This window comes from Sediminibacterium sp. KACHI17 (assembly GCF_040362915.1).
Classification (GTDB): domain Bacteria; phylum Bacteroidota; class Bacteroidia; order Chitinophagales; family Chitinophagaceae; genus Sediminibacterium.
Map to the genome: position 1 here is coordinate 140,410 of NZ_AP029612.1, position 19,797 is coordinate 160,206.

General features: G+C 40.8%; 12 protein-coding genes. 11 read left to right on the plus strand and 1 reads right to left on the minus strand.

What is annotated here, in order from left to right; all coding sequences use genetic code 11:
• Window positions 1-114: 114 nt before the first annotated feature.
• The 6 genes from ABXG83_RS00420 to fusA all read left to right on the plus strand — a co-directional run bounded on the left by ABXG83_RS00420 (window position 115) and on the right by fusA (window position 13,406).
• Entirely contained in the window at window positions 115-3,894 is a 3,780-nt protein-coding gene (locus tag ABXG83_RS00420) for a hypothetical protein (RefSeq protein ID WP_353549548.1), read from the plus strand.
• Between the two features lie 335 nt (window positions 3,895-4,229).
• Window positions 4,230-6,890: a hypothetical protein gene (locus tag ABXG83_RS00425; protein WP_353549549.1), complete on the plus strand. Its 2,661-nt coding sequence runs from the start codon at window positions 4,230-4,232 to the stop codon at window positions 6,888-6,890.
• A 274-nt stretch (window positions 6,891-7,164) separates the two neighbouring features.
• Complete coding sequence (locus ABXG83_RS00430) at window positions 7,165-9,465, plus strand: hypothetical protein (protein WP_353549550.1); 2,301 nt, start codon at window positions 7,165-7,167, stop codon at window positions 9,463-9,465.
• Window positions 9,466-9,564: 99 nt separating this feature from the next.
• Window positions 9,565-10,263 (plus strand): FKBP-type peptidyl-prolyl cis-trans isomerase, encoded by a 699-nt coding sequence (locus ABXG83_RS00435; RefSeq protein WP_353549551.1) that lies wholly within the window; start codon window positions 9,565-9,567, stop codon window positions 10,261-10,263.
• A 68-nt stretch (window positions 10,264-10,331) separates the two neighbouring features.
• Entirely contained in the window at window positions 10,332-11,021 is a 690-nt protein-coding gene (locus ABXG83_RS00440; RefSeq protein WP_353549552.1) for an FKBP-type peptidyl-prolyl cis-trans isomerase, read from the plus strand.
• Between the two features lie 234 nt (window positions 11,022-11,255).
• Window positions 11,256-13,406 carry an elongation factor G gene (gene fusA, locus ABXG83_RS00445; protein ID WP_353549553.1) on the plus strand — a complete coding sequence of 717 codons (2,151 nt, stop codon included), beginning with the start codon at window positions 11,256-11,258 and terminating at the stop codon, window positions 13,404-13,406.
• A 186-nt stretch (window positions 13,407-13,592) separates the two neighbouring features.
• Here the strand turns inward: fusA and ABXG83_RS00450 are convergent, their stop codons facing one another.
• Window positions 13,593-16,088 carry an O-antigen ligase family protein gene (locus ABXG83_RS00450; protein ID WP_353549554.1) on the minus strand — a complete coding sequence of 832 codons (2,496 nt, stop codon included), beginning with the start codon at window positions 16,086-16,088 and terminating at the stop codon, window positions 13,593-13,595.
• 512 nt (window positions 16,089-16,600) lie between these two features.
• On the opposite strand from ABXG83_RS00450, the gene rpsJ reads away from it, so the two are divergent.
• From rpsJ to rplB, 5 genes are all read left to right on the plus strand, one after another.
• Window positions 16,601-16,906, plus strand: a complete 306-nt coding sequence (gene rpsJ, locus ABXG83_RS00455) for a 30S ribosomal protein S10 (RefSeq protein ID WP_026770720.1) — start codon at window positions 16,601-16,603, stop codon at window positions 16,904-16,906.
• A 327-nt stretch (window positions 16,907-17,233) separates the two neighbouring features.
• The gene (rplC, locus tag ABXG83_RS00460; RefSeq protein WP_353549555.1) at window positions 17,234-17,851 is read left to right on the plus strand and encodes a 50S ribosomal protein L3; all 618 of its coding nucleotides are present in this window, start codon (window positions 17,234-17,236) and stop codon (window positions 17,849-17,851) included.
• 21 nt (window positions 17,852-17,872) lie between these two features.
• Window positions 17,873-18,505: a 50S ribosomal protein L4 gene (gene rplD / locus ABXG83_RS00465; RefSeq protein ID WP_353550748.1), complete on the plus strand. Its 633-nt coding sequence runs from the start codon at window positions 17,873-17,875 to the stop codon at window positions 18,503-18,505.
• Between the two features lie 29 nt (window positions 18,506-18,534).
• On the plus strand, window positions 18,535-18,834 hold the full coding sequence (gene rplW / locus ABXG83_RS00470; RefSeq protein WP_322195711.1) for a 50S ribosomal protein L23: 300 nt from the start codon (window positions 18,535-18,537) through the stop codon (window positions 18,832-18,834).
• A 122-nt stretch (window positions 18,835-18,956) separates the two neighbouring features.
• Complete coding sequence (gene rplB / locus ABXG83_RS00475) at window positions 18,957-19,796, plus strand: 50S ribosomal protein L2 (RefSeq protein WP_178889635.1); 840 nt, start codon at window positions 18,957-18,959, stop codon at window positions 19,794-19,796.
• The last annotated feature ends 1 nt before the right edge of the window (window position 19,797 follow it).

Consider the following 19,797-nt stretch of genomic DNA (forward strand, 5'->3'; position numbering starts at 1 on the left):
GATTCGTCAAGCTATTGGCATTAGCTTGGCTATGTATGTTATTTATAAAGTTGATTTGTTTTCAGGGTGTACCTAGCTGAAACCAAGAAGTAAAGTGCTTCAAAACAACTTTATATGAAAAGCCTTTTAATTATTCTCAGTGGCAAAGCAAATTTTGCTGTAAGTCGCTTGGTGTTAGCAGTAGCTTTTCTTTTGGCATCTCAATATGAATCAAATGCCGCAGCCATTACCTCTACTGCAGCAGGGGGTAACTGGAATCTAACTACCACTTGGGTGGGTGGAGTCGTGCCAGTTGCCGGTGATGATGTAACTATCGCAGCAAATGCAGTTGTGACAGTAACAGCAAATGCTGCATGTGCTACGCTTCTATGGACGGGTACCCTTACAGCTTCCAGAACTTTAACAATCAATGCAGGATTTACATTAAATGTTTCAGGTGCTATTACTATAAATACTCCAGCAGCGAATTTTAATAGGACGGTCAATGTATTGGGTACATTGAATTGTGCTTCATATTCTATGGGTACGTCTGGTGCAAACGGAAATGACGTTGTATTGGCTATCGGTACCGCTGGTATCGTTAATATTACAGGTAACTTGGTTATGCCATCTGCTTTTGCGCGTCACCATATTGATATGACCGGGAACGCGGTGATCAATATTGGAGGGAATATAGGTAATGCAGCTACGCCCACAGCTGTAGGTGGAGGGTTCACGACACCGCCTTCAACCAGTACCATCAACTTAAATGGGTCAGCAGCTCAGAATGTTTTCCTATATGGTGGAGCATCTTCTTTAGGTATTCTAAAAATCAATAACGCAGCCGGAGTTGTTAATAGATCAACGTTAACGACGGCAACACTTACCATTGGGGATGTCACAGCTAACAGTATTTTTGATGACAATGGTTTTCAAGTCACTAGTACGGGCACCCTTAATTTAAGTAATAATAGCACGTTTAAACTCGGTTCTGGAACTACGGCAACCACATTCCCGGCTTTTGGTACAAGAAATATCAGTGCAGGAACAACTGTTGAATATGATGCGGCAGTTGCGCAAACTGTTTCAGTAACACCAGCATATTCAAATCTTACCATTACCAATGGTAATACCAAGACAATTGGAACAGGAGGAACATTGGATGTAAACGGTAACCTGACTATTAATGCCACTGCGACTTTAAGCGGTGCTACAAATAATCCTGCTATAACACTAGCCGGTAATTATAGTAATAGCGGAACATTTACATCAGGTACAGGGTTGTTTACCATGAATGGTACCACGAATCAATCTATAACAGGAACAGCTGTATTCTCAGGTGGATTGACGATCAATAATACAGGAGGTGGAGGTTCAAATACGGTTACACTGGCGAATAACATTACTACAACCGGTAACCTCACCGTTACAGCCGGTGTTTTTGATCTGGGGGCATTTACTGCAAATAGAACTGCGGCAGGGGGTACTATGACAATATCAAATGGAGCTCGGCTCATAATAGGTGGTACCAATACCTTGCCTTCCAATTATTCCACACATGTTATTGGCGCTACAAGTACAATAGAATATGATGGTACAACGAATACTGTGATTGCTCCCAACTCTTCTCAGGCATATGGAAATCTGGTCATTAGCGCTAGTGGTGCAACATCATCTGCTACTTTTTCTATAGCTGGTACATTGACAGTCACCGGAAGTTTTGTTGTCAGTGCAGGAACTATTACGATGAGTACTGCAGCATCAGGCATTACCAACAGTGGAACACTATCTTTGCGAGCCGTAACCATAGCGGTAACACCAACTGCGCAGTCACAATACAATGCAAGCTATAATGTGGGTGGAACTTTTACAGTTGATGTAGGGGTTACTTTTGCACCAACAGGTGGCACTATCACCATGAACACTGCTGCGTCAGGAATTGTAAATAATGGAAGCGCAACATTTAATAGTCTAACCATAGCCTCAACACCAGCTGCAGAAGCTCAGTACAGTGATGATTTTAGTGTGGCAGGATCATTGGTGATTAATGGAAGTGTGACATTTGCCCCTGCCGCAGGAACCATCACTATGAGTGCTGCATCATCTTCAATTGCCAATAGTGGTACTACTTCTTTTCGAAGTTTAACCATAGCAGCTACGCCAACTGCACAGACTCAATACAATACAAGTTTTAATGTTTTATCAGCCTTGACAATTAATGGCGGTGTAACATTTGCTCCTACTGGCGGAACTATTACAATGAATGATGTGGGTGCTTCTATCGTCAATAGTGGTACTACTACTTTTCAAAATTTAATCATAGCGGCAACGCCAACAGCCCAATCTCAGTATAATACGAGTTTCAGTGTAGCTGGCACTTTAACGATCAACGGAGGTGTAACCTTTGCGCCAACTGCGGGTACTATAACGATGAGTGCTGCTGGATCCTCTATTGCCAATACAGGAACAAAAACATTCAATAATCTGACAATTGCTGCAACGCCAACTGCTCAGTCACAATACAATACTAGTTTTAGTATAATAGGCGTTTTGACGATCAATGGTGGTGTAACATTTGCGCCAACAGGCGGTACTATTACCATGAGCGATGCTGGATCAACCATTGTTAATAGCGGTACTACAACTTTTCAAAATTTAATAGTAGCCGCTACGCCAACTGCACAATCACAATACAATACTAGTTTTTCTGTTGCAGGAACTCTTACTATTAATGGTAGCGTCACATTTGCTCCAACCGGAGGAACCATCACTATGAGTGCTGCAAGTTCAGCAATAACAAATAGTGGTACAACAACTTTTAGTGGGTTGACGATTGCCGCTACACCAACTGCACAATCACAATACAATACTAGTTTCTCTGTTGCAGCAGCTCTTACCATTAATGGTAGTGTCACTTTTGCCCCAACAGGAGGAACGATTACCATGAGTAATGTAGCTTCTTCTATCAGTAACAGTGGAACATCGACTTTTCAAAATTTAACGATTGCAGCAACACCGACTTCGCAATCACAATACAATACTAGTTTCTCTGTTGCAGGAGCTTTTACCATTAATGGTAGTGTCACTTTTGCCCCAACGGGAGGAACGATTACCATGAATGCGGTAGGCTCTTCGATCAACAATTCGGGTACTCTTACATTCAATAATCTTACTGTGAGTGCAACACCTACTTCTCAGGCTCAATATAATGTTAGTTTTACTGTGGCAGGAACATTAGCGACTAGTGGCGCCATTACTTTTGCACCTACCGGAGGAACCATTACCATGTCAGGAGGTTCAGGGGCTATTAATAACGCGTCGGGTACATTAACGTTTCAAAATCTTACTATTAGTGGGAGCTCTGTTACTGCAACGGGAAATTTCAGTGTTGTATTGACAATGAACGTGACAGGAGAGTTCAATCCGGGAGCAACAAGTGTAATAAGCGGTGCAGGAACATTAACAGGTAATGGTAGAGTATATGTCACAAGAACTGCAGCAACCCCCTCGTTTGGGGCTCAGTATACCATTACCAATAAAACGCTTACTGATCTAACAGTAGATTTTAGTGGGGCCGGTGCACAAACAGTTGATGCACAGAATTACGGTAACCTCGTAATCAGTACAAATGGTACCAGAACTGTTACACTCGTGAATGGTGGTACTATTAGAGTATCCGGTGTATTTAATGCAACCACCGTTACCACTACTTATGTAGTAACAGGAAATACTTTTGAGTATAATGGAAGTGGGGCACAAACCATTCGGGCTTTTACTTACAATAATCTTATCATCAGTAATGCTGGTGCAAAAACTGTGTTGGCAGGCACAACAGTAAATTGTCAAACAATTGAAATTAACGACTCAGCAGTATTAACCTTACCTGATACCAGTGTGCTGAACGTTCAAGGATGATGAAAATATATCTTTTCAAGATAGATAATCATTCAAATAGAGTTTCCTAGAAAGGGGATAAGTACATTCTCTAATGAATTTCTAATGTGTAAAATGCCTTGTAAAACTTGTTTTATGTGGGAATGCCGTATTTTTACAAGGAGCAAATTCCTTCTGAAATACTTTCTCAATATCCACAGAAGGTACATAAACAAATCCTGAGCATAACTTAAAAGCATGATGACCCATTGTCTGTTTATGACAACGGACACATTCTTTATGTTATGTAGTAAACAATTATCTCCATAGTTGTAGCTACAGTAATAACAGATCTATCAGACCCTGAACATCTTGTTATGACTAAAGCTTTGAATGCGTTTTATAAACGCTTCTTTATTATTTATCTCTTCTTTAGAAAGGATCATATTGCGAAGTATAGCCAGCTTTTTCGTTTGATTATTTTCTCTCTATGCTTATTAATAAACACTGCCATCAAAGCGGCAACCATTACATCTAATACTGGGGTCACTGGTTTCTGGGATGTTGCAGGAACATGGGTGGGTGGGGTAGTGCCTGGCCCGGGTGATGATGTTATTATTGAAGCAAGCGCAACCATTACGGTTAGAACAAATGTGAGTTGCCTAAGTTTATCATGGACTGGCAATCCTACCGCAACAAGAACTTTTACCATTAATGCAGGGTCTACACTCACAGTATCCGGTAATATTACATTGGGCACAACTACTACCAATGGCCGAAATAGAATATTCAATGTATTGGGTACTTTGGATTGTGATGGTAGCTTTACTATGCAAGCAAGTGGGGGTGATACAAGAGATATAGAATTAGATATTGGTACAAATGGTATTGTGAACATAACAGGTAATCTTATAATGGCTTCTGCGTTCTTAAGACACCATGTTGATTTAATAGGAAATGCACAAATTAATATTGGAGGAAATATTGGGGCGAATGCTACCGGAACAACAACAGGAGGTGGATTTACTGATCCTCCAGCGGGAAGTATCATTAATCTCAATGGAACGCTCCCACAAAACTTCTTCACGCAAAATGCACCTGTTTACAGTGGTACATTTAAAATCAATAATGCGGCAGGAGTTATTTTACGAAGAACACTTGCATTAGGAACTTCTACCTTGACCATTGGAGACATCACTGCAAATAGTGTTTTAAAGGATAGTGGAAATAGCATTACATCAACCGGTACATTCAACCTTCAAAATGGAAGTACTTTTATTTTGGGACGATATTCTGGAACTACTGGAACAGCCACAACCTATCCCGCTTTTAGTACTAATAATATCGATTTAGGGACAACGGTGGAATATGCCCACATCAATGCCAATCAAAACGTTTCAACAACACCACAATATGCAAACCTTGTTTTCTCTTCCTCTGTAGCCAGATCGAGAGTTATCTTGGCAGGTACACTTACGATTAGGGGAGATTTAAATATTGGTGTCAATACGACGTTTCTTGGGAGTACCAACAATCCCACAACGAATTTAGGAGGTGATTTTGTGAACAGTGGAACTTTTACATCAGGTACGGGATTATTTACAATGGATGGTACGAACAATCAATCTATTACCGGAACAGCATTGTTTGTTGGAGGCTTAACTATAAATAATACTGGTGGAGGGGGCTCTAATATTGTAACCTTGAATAATAGTATTACGACTACCGGCAACTTAACACTTACGAATGGAATTCTGGATTTAGGGGCCTTTACTGCAAATAGAACTGCTGCAGGTGGTACTATGACTATTTCAAATGGAACAAGACTCATCATCGGTGGTACCAACTCTCTACCTACAAACTACAATACACATATTATTGGAGCTACCAGCACAATTGAATATGACGGTACAACGAATGTAGTAACTGCTCCTAATGGTGGAGTAGCTTATGGAAATTTAGAAATTGATGCAACCGGAGCTACTACTTCTGCAAGTTTTTCGGTAGTGGGAGTGTTATCTGTTTTAACGGGCCGCAGTCTGATAGCATCTGCAGGAATCGTTACCATGAGTGCCGCTACATCATCTATTGTAAATGATGGTACATTAACATTCGATGGATTGACGATTGCGGCCACGCCTAACGGACAATCACAATACAATACAAGTTATAATGTTTCTGGGGTGCTTACAGTAGCATTTAGTGTGACTTTTGCACCGACAGGGGGTACTATAACTATGAATGATCCGGCATCCTCTATTAGTAATGCAGGTACACTCACATTCAATAATCTGACCATCAGTGCCACCCCAACAGCGCAATCTCAATACAACACTAGTTTTGATGTGGCAGGAACCTTTGCTACCAATGGCGCTATCACATTCGCGCCAACGGGGGGTACTATAACAATGTCTGGAGTAAGTGGCATCATTAGTAATCCATCCGGCACACTAACTTTTAATAGTTTAATCATTGACGGCACCATTATTAGTAGTACGGGTAACTTTGGCGTAGCAAATACAATGACGGTTAACAGCACATTCGCACCTGCTGCAGCAAGTATTATCACTGGGGCAGGAACACTTGTAGGAACCGGTACAGTAAGGGTTACCAGAACGGCTGCTGTACCTAGTTTTGGAGCGCAGTATACTATTGCCAATAAAACATTGACTGATCTTACCGTCAACTATATCGGTGCAGGTGCACAAACGGTAGATGCCCAGAATTATGGTAACCTTACCATCAGTACCAACGGAACAAGAACAGTCACTTTTGAGAATGGAGGTACCATACGAGTATCTGGCGTGTTTACGCCAACTGCTACTACTACTAGCTATGTAGTAACCGGTAATAACTTTGATTATAATGGAAGTGGTGCACAAACCATCGCCGCATTTACTTACAATAACCTTATCATTAGTAATGCAGGAGCCAAAACTGTTTTGGCAGGTACTATCGTTAACTGTCTGACCATTACATTGAATGATGCAGCTGTACTAACACTACCGGATACTGCTACATTCAATGTAACGCAGTAAAATCTAACAGAAATCTAATCTATTATTTCTTGTGACTCAATCCTGCTAATTAAATTTGTACTCCTTAAAAGTAATGCCTTCATCGTTGATGATACCTAACCAAAGGCATTGAAAATCCTATACCGCGGTAAACACAATCATTACCGATCACTTTATCCTGAGCATATATTCCATTTACTAACTGTAAGCTATCATGCTTGCCTAGATGTTGTATATGCCAATGTGTGAGATAAATAAATTATTGTTCAAATCGGCACTAAGGAAAAAAATAGGAGTGATAGTATGTTGCTGTTATCTCTTTTTCTTTCAAGTACAGTCCATAGATGCTGCCAATGTAACGAGTGCAGCAACTGGTAACTGGAGTGCAACAGCATGGCCGAATACAGGCAGAACCGGTACTATCACCACTTCAACGGGATCATTAACAGTTACAGGAACCGGCACTTTATTTCTCACAGAATTAAGTGTCGGTAATATCATTAAGAATACAAGTAATGTAGTGATTGGTACTATTGCCGCTATTAATAGTAATACATCGCTTACCCTAACAAGTAATGCTGCTTCCAACAATACAAGTATTGCATATCGTTCACAAGGTGTTGGACCGGTAGATGTCATTACCATTAACTCAGGACATGATGTAACAGTAGATGGGATATTTACTTGTGCTTCTTTGACAATTGGCACAACAGTGGGGACTACACTTTTATTCAATGATAATAGTGCTTTAAATTGTACTGGTAATCTTGTGATGAGTTTTCCATCAGCTAATGGTACTAATTCCATTAGTGTTGCCAATGGCTCGCTTGCAGTTGGAGGTACATGTACACTCAGTGCAAATACAAATACGACAGGAAGGGTTACTGCAATAACCTTAGGTAACGGTTCCATTACTTTTACAGGAGCAGTAGCGCTCAATGCAAGAAGCAATAGAACCACCAATGCAATACTAGATTTCAGCGGAGGTGCAGGCACGATAACATTTGGTGCAGCCGGCAATGTTTTTTCCAATACAAATGGTATAGTTACATTGGGATCTAGCACTACATATATTTATAGTAATGCAGGTGCTCAAACTGTTTTTGGAGGCAACTATTTTAATCTAACATTACGAGGTGGTGGCGCTAAAACACTGACGGGAGTCACTGTAACTGGTACACTTACAAGATCTGGAACAGCCACTGTTACAGGAACACCCTCATTAGGCGCTTCGTCTACATTGGTCTACCGAAGTAATGCTCCTCAAACAACCGGTAATGAATTCATAACACCGTTTCCAGGAACAGGAGGAGTGGTGATTGAAAATGCTGCTGGGGTTACTTTAGGATCTGCCAGAAGTTTAGGAGCAAACCCCTTGCGAATAGGTATGGATACTCTGAACAGTATTCTGAATGACGGAGGCTTTCAACTTACATCAACTGGGGCCTTTGAAATTAATTCAGGTGCTTTTAGATTAGGAAGTGCAGGTAATGCCACAACCTATCCTAATTTTTCTACCAACCTATTATCTAGTGGCAGTAGTATTGAATATTTGTCTGGCGTTGCTCAATCAGTTTCAACAACACCCAACTATCAGCAACTCATATTTTCAGGGGTAGGCACTAAAACAGTTACTTCTGGAATATTAACTGTAAATGGTAACTGGAATATCAATGGAGGAACTACTTTATTAAATAGCAATAATGCAGATGTAAATCTAACTGGAGATCTTTCAGGTACAGGAAACATTACTTCAGGTAGTGGAACCATTCAGATCAATGGTAACTGGTTGAACAGCGGCAGCTTTACACCCGGTTCTGGATCTGTAGTGTATGCTAACAATTCAGGAGGACAAACGGTAGGAGGAGTGACCTATAATATTCTTACTCTCAACAACAGCACTGGTACACAAACAGCAGCTAATAATATTACAGCCTCGGTGCTTAATACAACAGCAGGAGGTACTTTTAATATGGGGAGCTTTCAACTATCGGCGTCAAATGTGAATCATAATGGAATTTTAGAAACTCAAAATACTTCAGCAACACCTATTTCTTCTGGGCTCACATGGGTTGGAAATGTATTCTATAATGCTGCATCAGAGCAAACGGTTGTAAGTGGTAATTATAACAATTTGAATCTCTCCGGTGGTAATCGTGTTTTGAGTAATACGGGTATCATCGGTATCTCGGGAGTCTTTACACCAGGGTCAGGTGTATACACTGTTACCGGTAGTACTATTGATTTCAATGGAACAGGCGATCAATCAATACCCGATTTTAATTTTTCGAATCTTACTGTTTCCGGGAACAGATCGGGCAATACGATTAGTTTTGTAAATGGTGGTACTATTGGGGTCTCCGGTATTTTTTCATTAACAGCAACCTCTGTTAGTTATATCGTAACCGGTAATACTTTTAACTACAATGGAACTGATCCGCAGATCATCGTTCCCTTTGATTACAATATACTAATCATCAGTAGCAGTGGCACAAAAATCATTGAAACCGGCAGTATTGTTAATTGCACTGGGTTAGATATACTCGATGATGCCAAGCTAAATATTGAAGGTACGGCTCAACTGAATTTCCTTTAATATCCTGAAATAACGTGAACTTAATGATCCATTAATATTTATAAACGGATCAAAGAAAGATGCATTTATGTGTATCTTAGATTCACAGTCATTAAGTATATGAAATTATTTATGCTTTTAATTAGCGGAATGTTGTCTTTGGGTGTTATTGCCCAAAAAACAACATCTCCCAAATCTTCCCCCACATCAGCGCCCGTTAAACTGAGTAATATCAATGATTCCATACAATATGCCATTGGCGCATTTGTTGCACAATGGATCAATAACAATGGGTTCATCATTAGTAATCCTGCACTCTATATCAAAGGCATGGATGATGTCTTTCAAAATAAACCCCGATTAATTCCGGATTCTGTAGTTCCGGTGATGATCACAGCTTATCAGCAGGTAACCCAAAAAGATCGTTCTTTGAAATTGGAACAGCAACTGTTTACCAATATCAAACAAAGACCGGGTTTGGGAATCCTGCCAAATGGCGTTCACTATTTTATTTTGAAATCTGCACAGGGACAAAGACCATTGCCTACTGACACGGTTACCATTCAGTTGAGAGGAACCTTGGCAGATGGTACCGTATTTGAAGACACGTATCGTAAATCACCGGTGAAGATCACACCTGCTGAAATGGTGCCTGGCGTAAGTGAAGCTTTACAAATGATGCCAGTAGGATCTAAATGGCAAATCTATGTACCGGCCATGTTGGCTTATGCTGATAAAGGAACAGCCGTGATACCGCCAAATAGTGCATTGGTGCTGGAGATTGAATTATTAAACATCACGAGTCCTAAAAAAGAGTGATCAAAATTGTTGTTATACTATACAGGTGGTATATTTAATATATCTCAACGCTTACTAAACTATAAAACATGAAAAAGTTATTATTTATTATTCTCTCCGCTGGGATGAGTGTAACCATGTATGCTCAAACCAAAACACCTGCACAACTTGCGAAAGAAAAAGCAGATGCTGATACACTTCAATATGCATTGGGTGTTTATATGGTGAAATCACTGCAAAAAAATGGCGTGATTATTTCCAACCCTGCTATGTTCCAAAAAGCAGTGGATGATGTGTTGACCAAGAAGAAACTCATGATCAGTGAAGGAAGTGCTGAATCCAGAATCAATAATTTTCAAAATGCGATTAATTCTGAAAAAGGATTGATGATGGAGCAAATGCTCTTTGCAGAATTGAATAAACAATCAGGAATTGTTCGTATGCCAAGCGGTGTTAACTATGCAGTAGTAACGAAAGGCACAGGAAGAAATCCTGAACCAGAAGATACCGTGCTCATCAATATCGTTGGTAAGTTACCGGATGGCACTGTATTTATTGATTCAGATAAGAACAAACAATCTTTTCTGATCCTGGTAAAAGACCTCGTTTTAGGTTTACAAGATGCTGTTCTAAGAATGAAAGAAGGTTCTGTATGGCGTGTATTCGTTCCGGCGGCATTGGGTTTTGGTGCATCGGGTAATGGTTCTACCGTTCCTCCCTATACTCCATTGGTATATGATATCGGATTGATCTCGGTTCGTCCGGCCAAGGCTAAATAATACCTGATAGGTCTTGACGATGGTGAAACTGAATTGCTACAATCCTTCGATATTTATCTAATCAATTGATTATCAAATATTTGATTAAAGCCTCGGGTTTTTGCCCGGGGCTTTTTTTTCGGGGATAATTTAATCTGACGCCTGTTATTAGGGAATTGGTATTATTCCTACCTTTGCCGCCTCGAAAATGGAAGCGTATGCTTCCGGCAAAAAAATATTTAAACAAGCACTTTTATGGCTGACTTGAAATTTCAACGCAACTTTGGTATTGCCGCACACATCGATGCAGGTAAAACCACTACTACCGAGCGTATCCTGCGCTACACCGGTATGATTCACAAAATTGGTGAGGTACATGATGGTGCCGCTACAACTGACTGGATGGAGCAGGAAAAAGAAAGAGGTATCACTATTACTTCTGCTGCTGTAAGCTGTCAGTGGAATTTCCCTACTGTAAAGGGTAAAGCTGATGCCAATACCAAAAAATATTATTTCAATATCATCGATACTCCGGGTCACGTAGACTTTACTGTTGAGGTAGAGCGTTCTATGCGTGTACTGGATGGACTGATCGCCCTGTTTTCTGCTGTGGATGGCGTTGAGCCCCAGTCTGAAACAGTTTGGCGTCAGGCAAACCGTTACAAAGTTCCACGTATCGGTTTCGTAAACAAAATGGACCGTTCTGGTGCTGACTTCCTGAACGTAGTGAATCAGGTGAAGGAAATGCTGGGTGCTAAAGCTGTGCCTTTGCAATTGCCTATCGGAGCAGAAGATAATTTTAAAGGTGTAGTTGACCTGATCAAAATGAAAGGGATCATCTGGCACATGGAAACAGAGGGAATGACTTTCGATGAGATCGATGTTCCTGCTGATATGAAAGAAGATGTAGAATTCTGGAGACAGAATCTGATCGAAGCAGTAGCTGAATATGATGATACATTGATGGAGAAATTCTTCGATGATCCAAACAGCATTTCTGAAGATGAAGTACATGAAGCGATTCGTAAAGCTTGTATCGATCTGAGCATCGTTCCAATGATGTGCGGTTCTTCATTTAAGAACAAGGGTGTACAAACAGCACTGGATGCAGTTTGTCGTTACCTGCCTTCTCCTGTTGATATCGAAGCTACTGTAGGTACAGATCCTGATACAGGAGAAACCATTACCCGTAAGCCGGATCCAAAAGAACCATTTGCGGCATTGGCTTTCAAGATTATGACCGATCCTTTCGTAGGTCGTCTGGCATTCTTCCGTTGTTATAGCGGTCACCTCGACGCCGGTTCTTATGTATTGAACGTAAGAAGTGGTAAGAAAGAGCGTATCAGCCGTATCATGAAGATGTTCGCCAATAAGCAAAATCCGATCGACTTCATCGAAGCAGGTGATATCGGAGCTGCAGTAGGTTTCAAAGAAATTAAAACCGGTGATACCCTTTGTGATGAAAATCATCCGATCACACTCGAAAACATGTTCATCCCTGAGCCTGTGATCGCGATCGCTGTTGAGCCTAAAACACAGGCAGACGTTGATAAGATGGGTATGGCTATCGCTAAATTGGTAGAAGAAGATCCAACATTGCGTGTAAATACGGATGAAGATACAGGTCAAACCATCCTGCGTGGTATGGGTGAATTGCACCTTGAGATCATCGTAGACCGTATGCGTCGTGAATTTAAAGTAGAAGTAAACCAGGGTGCGCCTCAGGTTGCTTATAAAGAATCATTCGGAACTACTATTGAGCACCGTGAAGTACTGAAGAAGCAGTCAGGTGGTCGCGGTAAATTCGCGGATATTCAATTCTCAATCGGTCCGGCTGATGAAGAGTGGCTGAAAGAAAATGAAGGAAAGAACTTCCAGTTCGTAAACGATATCTTCGGAGGATCTATCCCTAAGGAATTCATCCCTGCTATTCAGAAAGGTTTTGAAACTGCAATGACTACAGGTGTTCTTGCTGGTTATCCAGTGAACAACATGAAGGTTCGTGTATTCGACGGTAGCTATCATGATGTGGATTCTGATTCAATGTCATTTGAATTGTGCGCGAAGTCTGGTTTCCGTGAAGCTGGTCGTAAGGCTAAGCCAACATTACTTGAGCCGATCATGAAAGTAGAAGTGTTGACTCCGGATCAATACATGGGTGATGTAACCGGTGACTTGAACCGTCGTCGTGGTATGCTGGAAGGTATGGACAGCCGTGCTAACCTGCAGGTGATCAAGGCGAAAGTTCCATTGAGTGAAATGTTTGGTTATGTAACTCAATTGCGTTCATTGTCTTCTGGTCGTGCAACTTCAACCATGGAGTTCTCTCACTATTCTCCTGCACCAAACAATATTGCAGAAGAAGTGATGGCGAAGAACAAAGGAAAAGTAAAGATCGAGGAATAAGCTTCCTTGCTCCAATAGAAAAAGCCCCAGCAGTGATGTTGGGGCTTTTTTGTGGTCATTAAGTGAGTAGTGAATAGTGAATGGTGAATTGTCAATAATTTATATTCCATCAGTCACGCACCATTGACCATTGCCCATTGACCATTCACCATTCACAAATCTATTGATCTACTGACTACTCACTATTCACTTATTACAATACTGCGCAATAATATTATTCGCGTCACTGTAATTTTTTGATTTAGCAATTTGTAATGTTTGACAACCGATCTCTTTTTCACCGAGATTGATATGACTCACACCTTTGAAGAATTCAGATTTACCATCATTGGTGATTTTTAAGGCGATCACTTTATCGAAATAGTAGATCGCTCTTCGGTATTGTTTCATATTAAAAAAGCTGACACCGGCATTCTCGTAAATAGCATAGTTGAATGCATTGATCTCAGCAGCGCGAACAAATTTTGCAGCCGCAGTTTTGTAGTCTTGTTTGGCGAAAGCGGCCACCCCTTCATTATAGATCTGCGTTGCTCTTTGTAAAGTTGCGGCTGTTTCTTCCGGATTACTACCAACGGTGCCTGTGAAATTCAAATTGTTTGTGATCTCTTGTTTTCTTTTGAGCAAATTCGCATAATCCGTTTCATTGGCAGGTTTGCTTCCTTTGGGATCAAAAAGTGTTAATGCACTGTCAGCGAGTTTCACTAATTCAGGCGTAGCTCTTTGTTGTGCATTGAGAAGTCCCATCAAATACAAATTCCATGCAAAAGGCTCATTGCGATATTTTGTATAGGTTCTAAATGCTTTGGCTACTCCTGCAGTATCTCTGCGTTTGGCATGCACAGCTACCAGCGTTTGATAATAGGTATTGGCCCTGGGCTTATTATAGTAGGCAAGCTCTGCATAGTATTTGGCACTATCCATTTGGTTGGTCATGAAAAATACATTGGCCATCAAAAACTGACTGTAATAAATATGCGGATTATAGGGAATGGATTTTCTGAGTAAACGAAGTGCTTCATCATACTGTTTATTCTCTGAATGATATCTTCCTAAAATTGCTTCTATGGGTTGAGAAGAAGAAGTAAGATTCGGAATAGGAGGGAATAAGGTCTTTACTTCTGCAAGCGAAATGGTCATTGGCTCATTTTTCAGATCAGGAACTACTCGAAGTTGTCCTTTCAATGAAATGTAGGTGAGATAGGTGATGTAGGTCGCAGGTAATAACAGTAGTATTGTGATTATGCCATACAATGGATGTGCAAGGGTAATATCTTTTTTAGGTACTACAGTATTCGGGTCTTTTGTTTCTTGTAAAGCTTGAATGTAGGAACCTAAATTGATGGCTGTTACACATGCAAAGAATACTTGCATGATGGCTCTTTCAATAGGAAAATTCAAGGCAGCATCAACCGCATAAACGATCAATGCCATAAAGGAAAATAAAGCGATCTGTTTTGTGTTTTCGGAAGCCCTGGATCGTAAGGTCTTGATGGTAAAAAAGAATAAACATACATACAGCGACAGGTACAATAATCCTCCCAGTATACCCAGCTCAGCAGCATGTTCTAGAAAGTCGTTATGCGCATGTGCCGGTACATTCAGGTCATCGATATATTCTTTTTCGTAGGGTATGGAGGCCAGTTTCCAGTTGCCATATCCACAACCCATCAATGGATGCTCAGCGATATAGTCAAAAGCATGTTCCCATAGTTTAAAGCGATAGCTGGAAGCGTCATTGGTTAAAGCGATGGAACTGATATTGCCTATAACGCTACCATAGCGACCACTATTTGCCTCTTGTAATGTTGATACTTGGGTATTGATAGCTTGCGTAATAAAAAAGGCAGATAAGAGTGGCAGTAACAAGTAGGCGCATTGAAGTAATAGTTGATCGACCTTTTTGTATTTTCTGAATTCAAAAATTAAAAAGACAAGGAAAATGATCGATACCAAAAACAAACTCACATAAGAAGCGCGGGCACTGGCCATAAAAATGGTAGCAATGCCTAAAGTGAGAGCGAGAATATGAAAGATCCTTTCTGCTAGTTTGGCTCGGTAAAGCGCATAGAGCACAAAAGGAATTTTGATGACCAAGCTCGCTGCAAAAATGTTTTTGTTGCCGGTATTACCATTGAGTGAATTGATCAAAGCGCCAATGGAGGTTTCAGTTATGCCATCAAAAAATTTATTGAAGTATTGTATTGACTCGATCAATAAAATAGTTGCCAGTGATCTGGATAAGAGTCTGAAGAGATCCTGGTCATTGAAAAATAAAACAGCAATATTAAAAAAGGCAACAACCGTTACAATAAACCTCACATAACATACCCATGCTTCCACTTGATTCATTGCAAAGAAGATGGATAATCCTGCCAGAACAAAAAGCGATAGGTAGAGCTTGGTATAGCCTTGTTTGAAAATGGTGATCACCGCTTCTTGATAGAGATCTTTCCTCGCCCAGATATAAATGACCACAAGAATATCCAATAAGGATACATAAAGCCATTGTGGCCCCATAACATCTATGGCATTCACATTGGTGATAAAATGAACTGCCATATACAGCCCAAGAATCAGTAATGGAATAAAGGAATTTTTATTAATATTTTTATTATTTGTATGTAACTTATTATCAACTATTTGCTTCTCAGGAGCAGTGTGGTTGTTTTTCTTCCTGGCCATAAATCGGTTATTGCTGTGAAATTAAGCAATTTACGCTTTGACTTTTAGCAGGAAGCACATTTACAAGTAAGCCATAATAGGCTATTCTATATATCCGCTTAAGCTCCTAGTATGATACCTAGGGGATACCCAGGGGATACTCAGGGGATACCGTATACATACGGTAGTCTAATCCTTATCTAAGCCCAAAAAAGGTTCGAAAATGCATTTTATTGATGCAAACGGCTGATTATCATAATGGTTCACAATGTTCACGTGAATACTGTGAACACAAGGCGGAATGTCACTAGCTACTTTTGGTCCGGTATTGGGCAAGACACCTGCATCTTTCAGAAATTAAAGAATCGATATTGTTATCATAACTTAGCATCTGATTGAAGAACAAAGTAGGAGGCAGGGGATAAATATTTCATCTTTTTTTGCATTTTCCTTAAAAATGTTCCAAAATTTCTTGAACATTCAGATACAGTCCCTTACCTTTGCAACCCCAATCAGAAAATTGGGTTTCGACTATGTCTCAACGTATCAGAATCAAATTACAATCTTACGATCACAATCTGGTAGATAAATCTGCTGAGAAAATCGTAAAAACAGTGCGCAGCACTGGTGCCGTAGTAACTGGTCCAATTCCCTTGCCTACACACAAGAGAATTTTCACTGTACTGCGTTCACCACACGTGAATAAGAAGAGTCGTGAGCAGTTTCAACTGGCTACTCACAAGCGTTTGTTGGATATCTACACTTCTTCTTCAAGAACTGTAGATGCACTGAGCAAACTGGATCTGCCTTCTGGTGTTGAGGTTGAGATCAAGGCGTAAGAAAGTCGCAAGTTTCAAGCCACAAGCTGCAAGCATGGTTTGAAACCAATAGTTCTTATCAAATACATTAATCATCTGCCAACTCCATTTCGATGGAAGAAAGCAGCTCTGAATAAATAAACGGTCAAAGGTGAAAGATATCAAATCTGACATCTGTCATCTGAGATCATACATATAAACAGGCCCTTCGAGGTTTGTTTACTTCCGGTACTTCCTCTCTCGATTACATCGGGAAACAACGGAAAAGGTCGGCAGCGAACAAGGATTGAATCCCGCTTCATCGGTGGGATGTCCTCTTTAACCTTGCGGGGCATAAACCGCAAAACGATGAAAGGTATTATTGGTAAAAAAATCGGGATGACCAGCATCTTCTCGGCAGATGGTAAGCAAACAGCTTGCACCATCATCGAAGCTGGTCCATGTACCGTAACACAGGTGAAGACCCAGGAGACTGATGGTTACACCGCACTTCAATTGGCATTTGGCGACAAAAAAGAAAAGCACTCCACTAAAGCCGAGCTGAATCACTTCGCAAAAGCTCAAACAGCCGCCAAAAAATTCGTAAAAGAATTCCGCAACTATTCCATAGAGAAAGCATTGGGAGAAACTGTTACTGTAGACATTTTCGCTGAAGGCGAAAGCGTTGAAGTAGTTGGTACTACCAAGGGTAAGGGTTTCCAGGGTGTTGTAAAACGTCATGGTTTCTCTGGTGTGGGTGAACAGTCTCACGGTCAGCACGATCGTCAGCGTGCACCAGGTTCTATTGGTGGTTCTTCTTATCCTTCACGTGTATTCAAGGGCATGAGAATGGCCGGACGTATGGGTGGTGACAGAGTAAAAATGAAGGGATTGAAAGTAGTGAAGATCTTCCCTGAAAAGAACTATATCCTGATCAGCGGTTCTGTTCCTGGTCATAACGGTTCAATCGTTTTAATCCAGAAGTAATCACAACTTAATTGAATGACCATGCAAGTAGATGTATTAAATATAAAAGGACAGAAGACCGGCAGAACGGTTGAATTACCGGCTGAGGTTTTCGGTATCGAGCCAAATGATCATGTGATCTATCTGGCTGTAAAACAGTACCTGGCTGCAGGACGTCAGGGTACACACAAAGTAAAAACCCGTGCGGAAGTAAAAGGTGCTAGCCGTAAGCTGCATAAGCAAAAAGGAACCGGTGGTTCTCGTAAAGGTAATATCCGTAACCCTTTGTATAAGGGTGGTGGTACCATCTTCGGACCAAAGCCTCACGCTTACGATTTCAAATTGAACCGTAAGGTGAAAGATCTCGCTAAAATCTCTGCACTGAGCTATAAAGCAAAAGAAAGCGCGATCGTAGTAGTAGAAGATATTCAGATGGATGCACCTAAAACCAAGCAATTGGTTGAAGTGATGAAGAACCTGAACATCGCAGATAAAAAGACACTGGTTGTATTACCTGAGTACAATGATAATCTGTACCTGAGTACTCGTAACGTGCCAAATGTTGCCAGCACTTTATTGGCAGACATCAACACTTATGAGATCATGAATGCAGATGTACTCGTAATCACAGAAAACACCGCCAAGATCTTCGCAGAAGAGGAGGCAGTAGCTTAACCAATTAGAAACGTTTCAACCGAAATACAATGAAACTGAGTGAAGTATTAGTAAAGCCTATTTTAACTGAGAAAGCAAATGCTCAACAAGAAAAGTTGAGAAGATACGCTTTCAAAGTAAATCGTAAGGCGAACAAACTCGAGATCAAAAAAGCAGTAGAAGAATTTTATGGTGTGAATGTGATCGATGTGAACACTGCTGTTGCTCCTGGTAAAAACAAAACCCGCTACACAAAAGCTGGTTTTATTCAAGGTGCGAAACCTGCTTATAAAAAAGCATTCGTAACCGTAGCTGAAGGAGAAACGATTGATCTGTACGCTAACATTTAATTCCCCCGCCCCTAAAGGGACTTGGAGGAAAAATGATAAAGTATGGTAGTTCAACTACCGCAAAAGTTGATTAAAAAACAAAGCCTGGTTTCCCTAAAAGAGCTAGGAGTAAAACAAAGAAAATGGCACTGAAGAAGTACAAACCGATGACCGCAGGAACGCGCTGGAGAATCGGAAATGCTTATGCTGAGATCACTACTAACAAGCCTGAAAAGAGCTTGTTGGAGCCGCAAAAGAAAACTGCAGGACGTAACTCACAGGGTCGTCGTGCAATGCGTTATATGGGTGGTGGTAGCAAGCAACATTATCGTATCATCGATTTCAAAAGAAACAAGAGAGATATTGCTGCAACAGTAGTATCTATCGAATACGATCCGAACCGTACTGCGTTCATCGCATTGGTTCAATACACTGACGGAGAGAAAAGATACATCATCGCTCCTCAGGGAATTCAGGTGGGTGCAAACATCATCGCTGGTGATGAAGTAGCTCCTGAGATCGGAAATGCTTTGATGATGAAGAATATGCCACTGGGTACTATGATTCACAACATTGAATTACAGCCCGGACAAGGTGGTAAAATGGTAAGAAGTGCTGGTGCATCTGCACAGTTGGCGAACAAAGAAGAGAAATACGCAGTATTGAAAATGCCTTCTGGCGAATTGCGTAAGGTATTGATCAACTGTTATGCTACTGTAGGTGTGGTTTCTAATAGCGACCATAACCTTGAAACAGCAGGTAAAGCTGGTAAGAATCGTTGGAAAGGTATCCGTCCACGTGTACGTGGTGTTGCGATGAACCCGGTTGATCACCCAATGGGTGGTGGTGAAGGTAAAGCTTCAGGTGGTCACCCACGTAGCAGAACCGGTAAGTATGCAAAAGGTGAGAAAACACGTACAAAAGGAAAGGGCAGTGATAAACTGATCATCCAAAGAAGAGACGGTAAAAAATTAGCAAAATAAT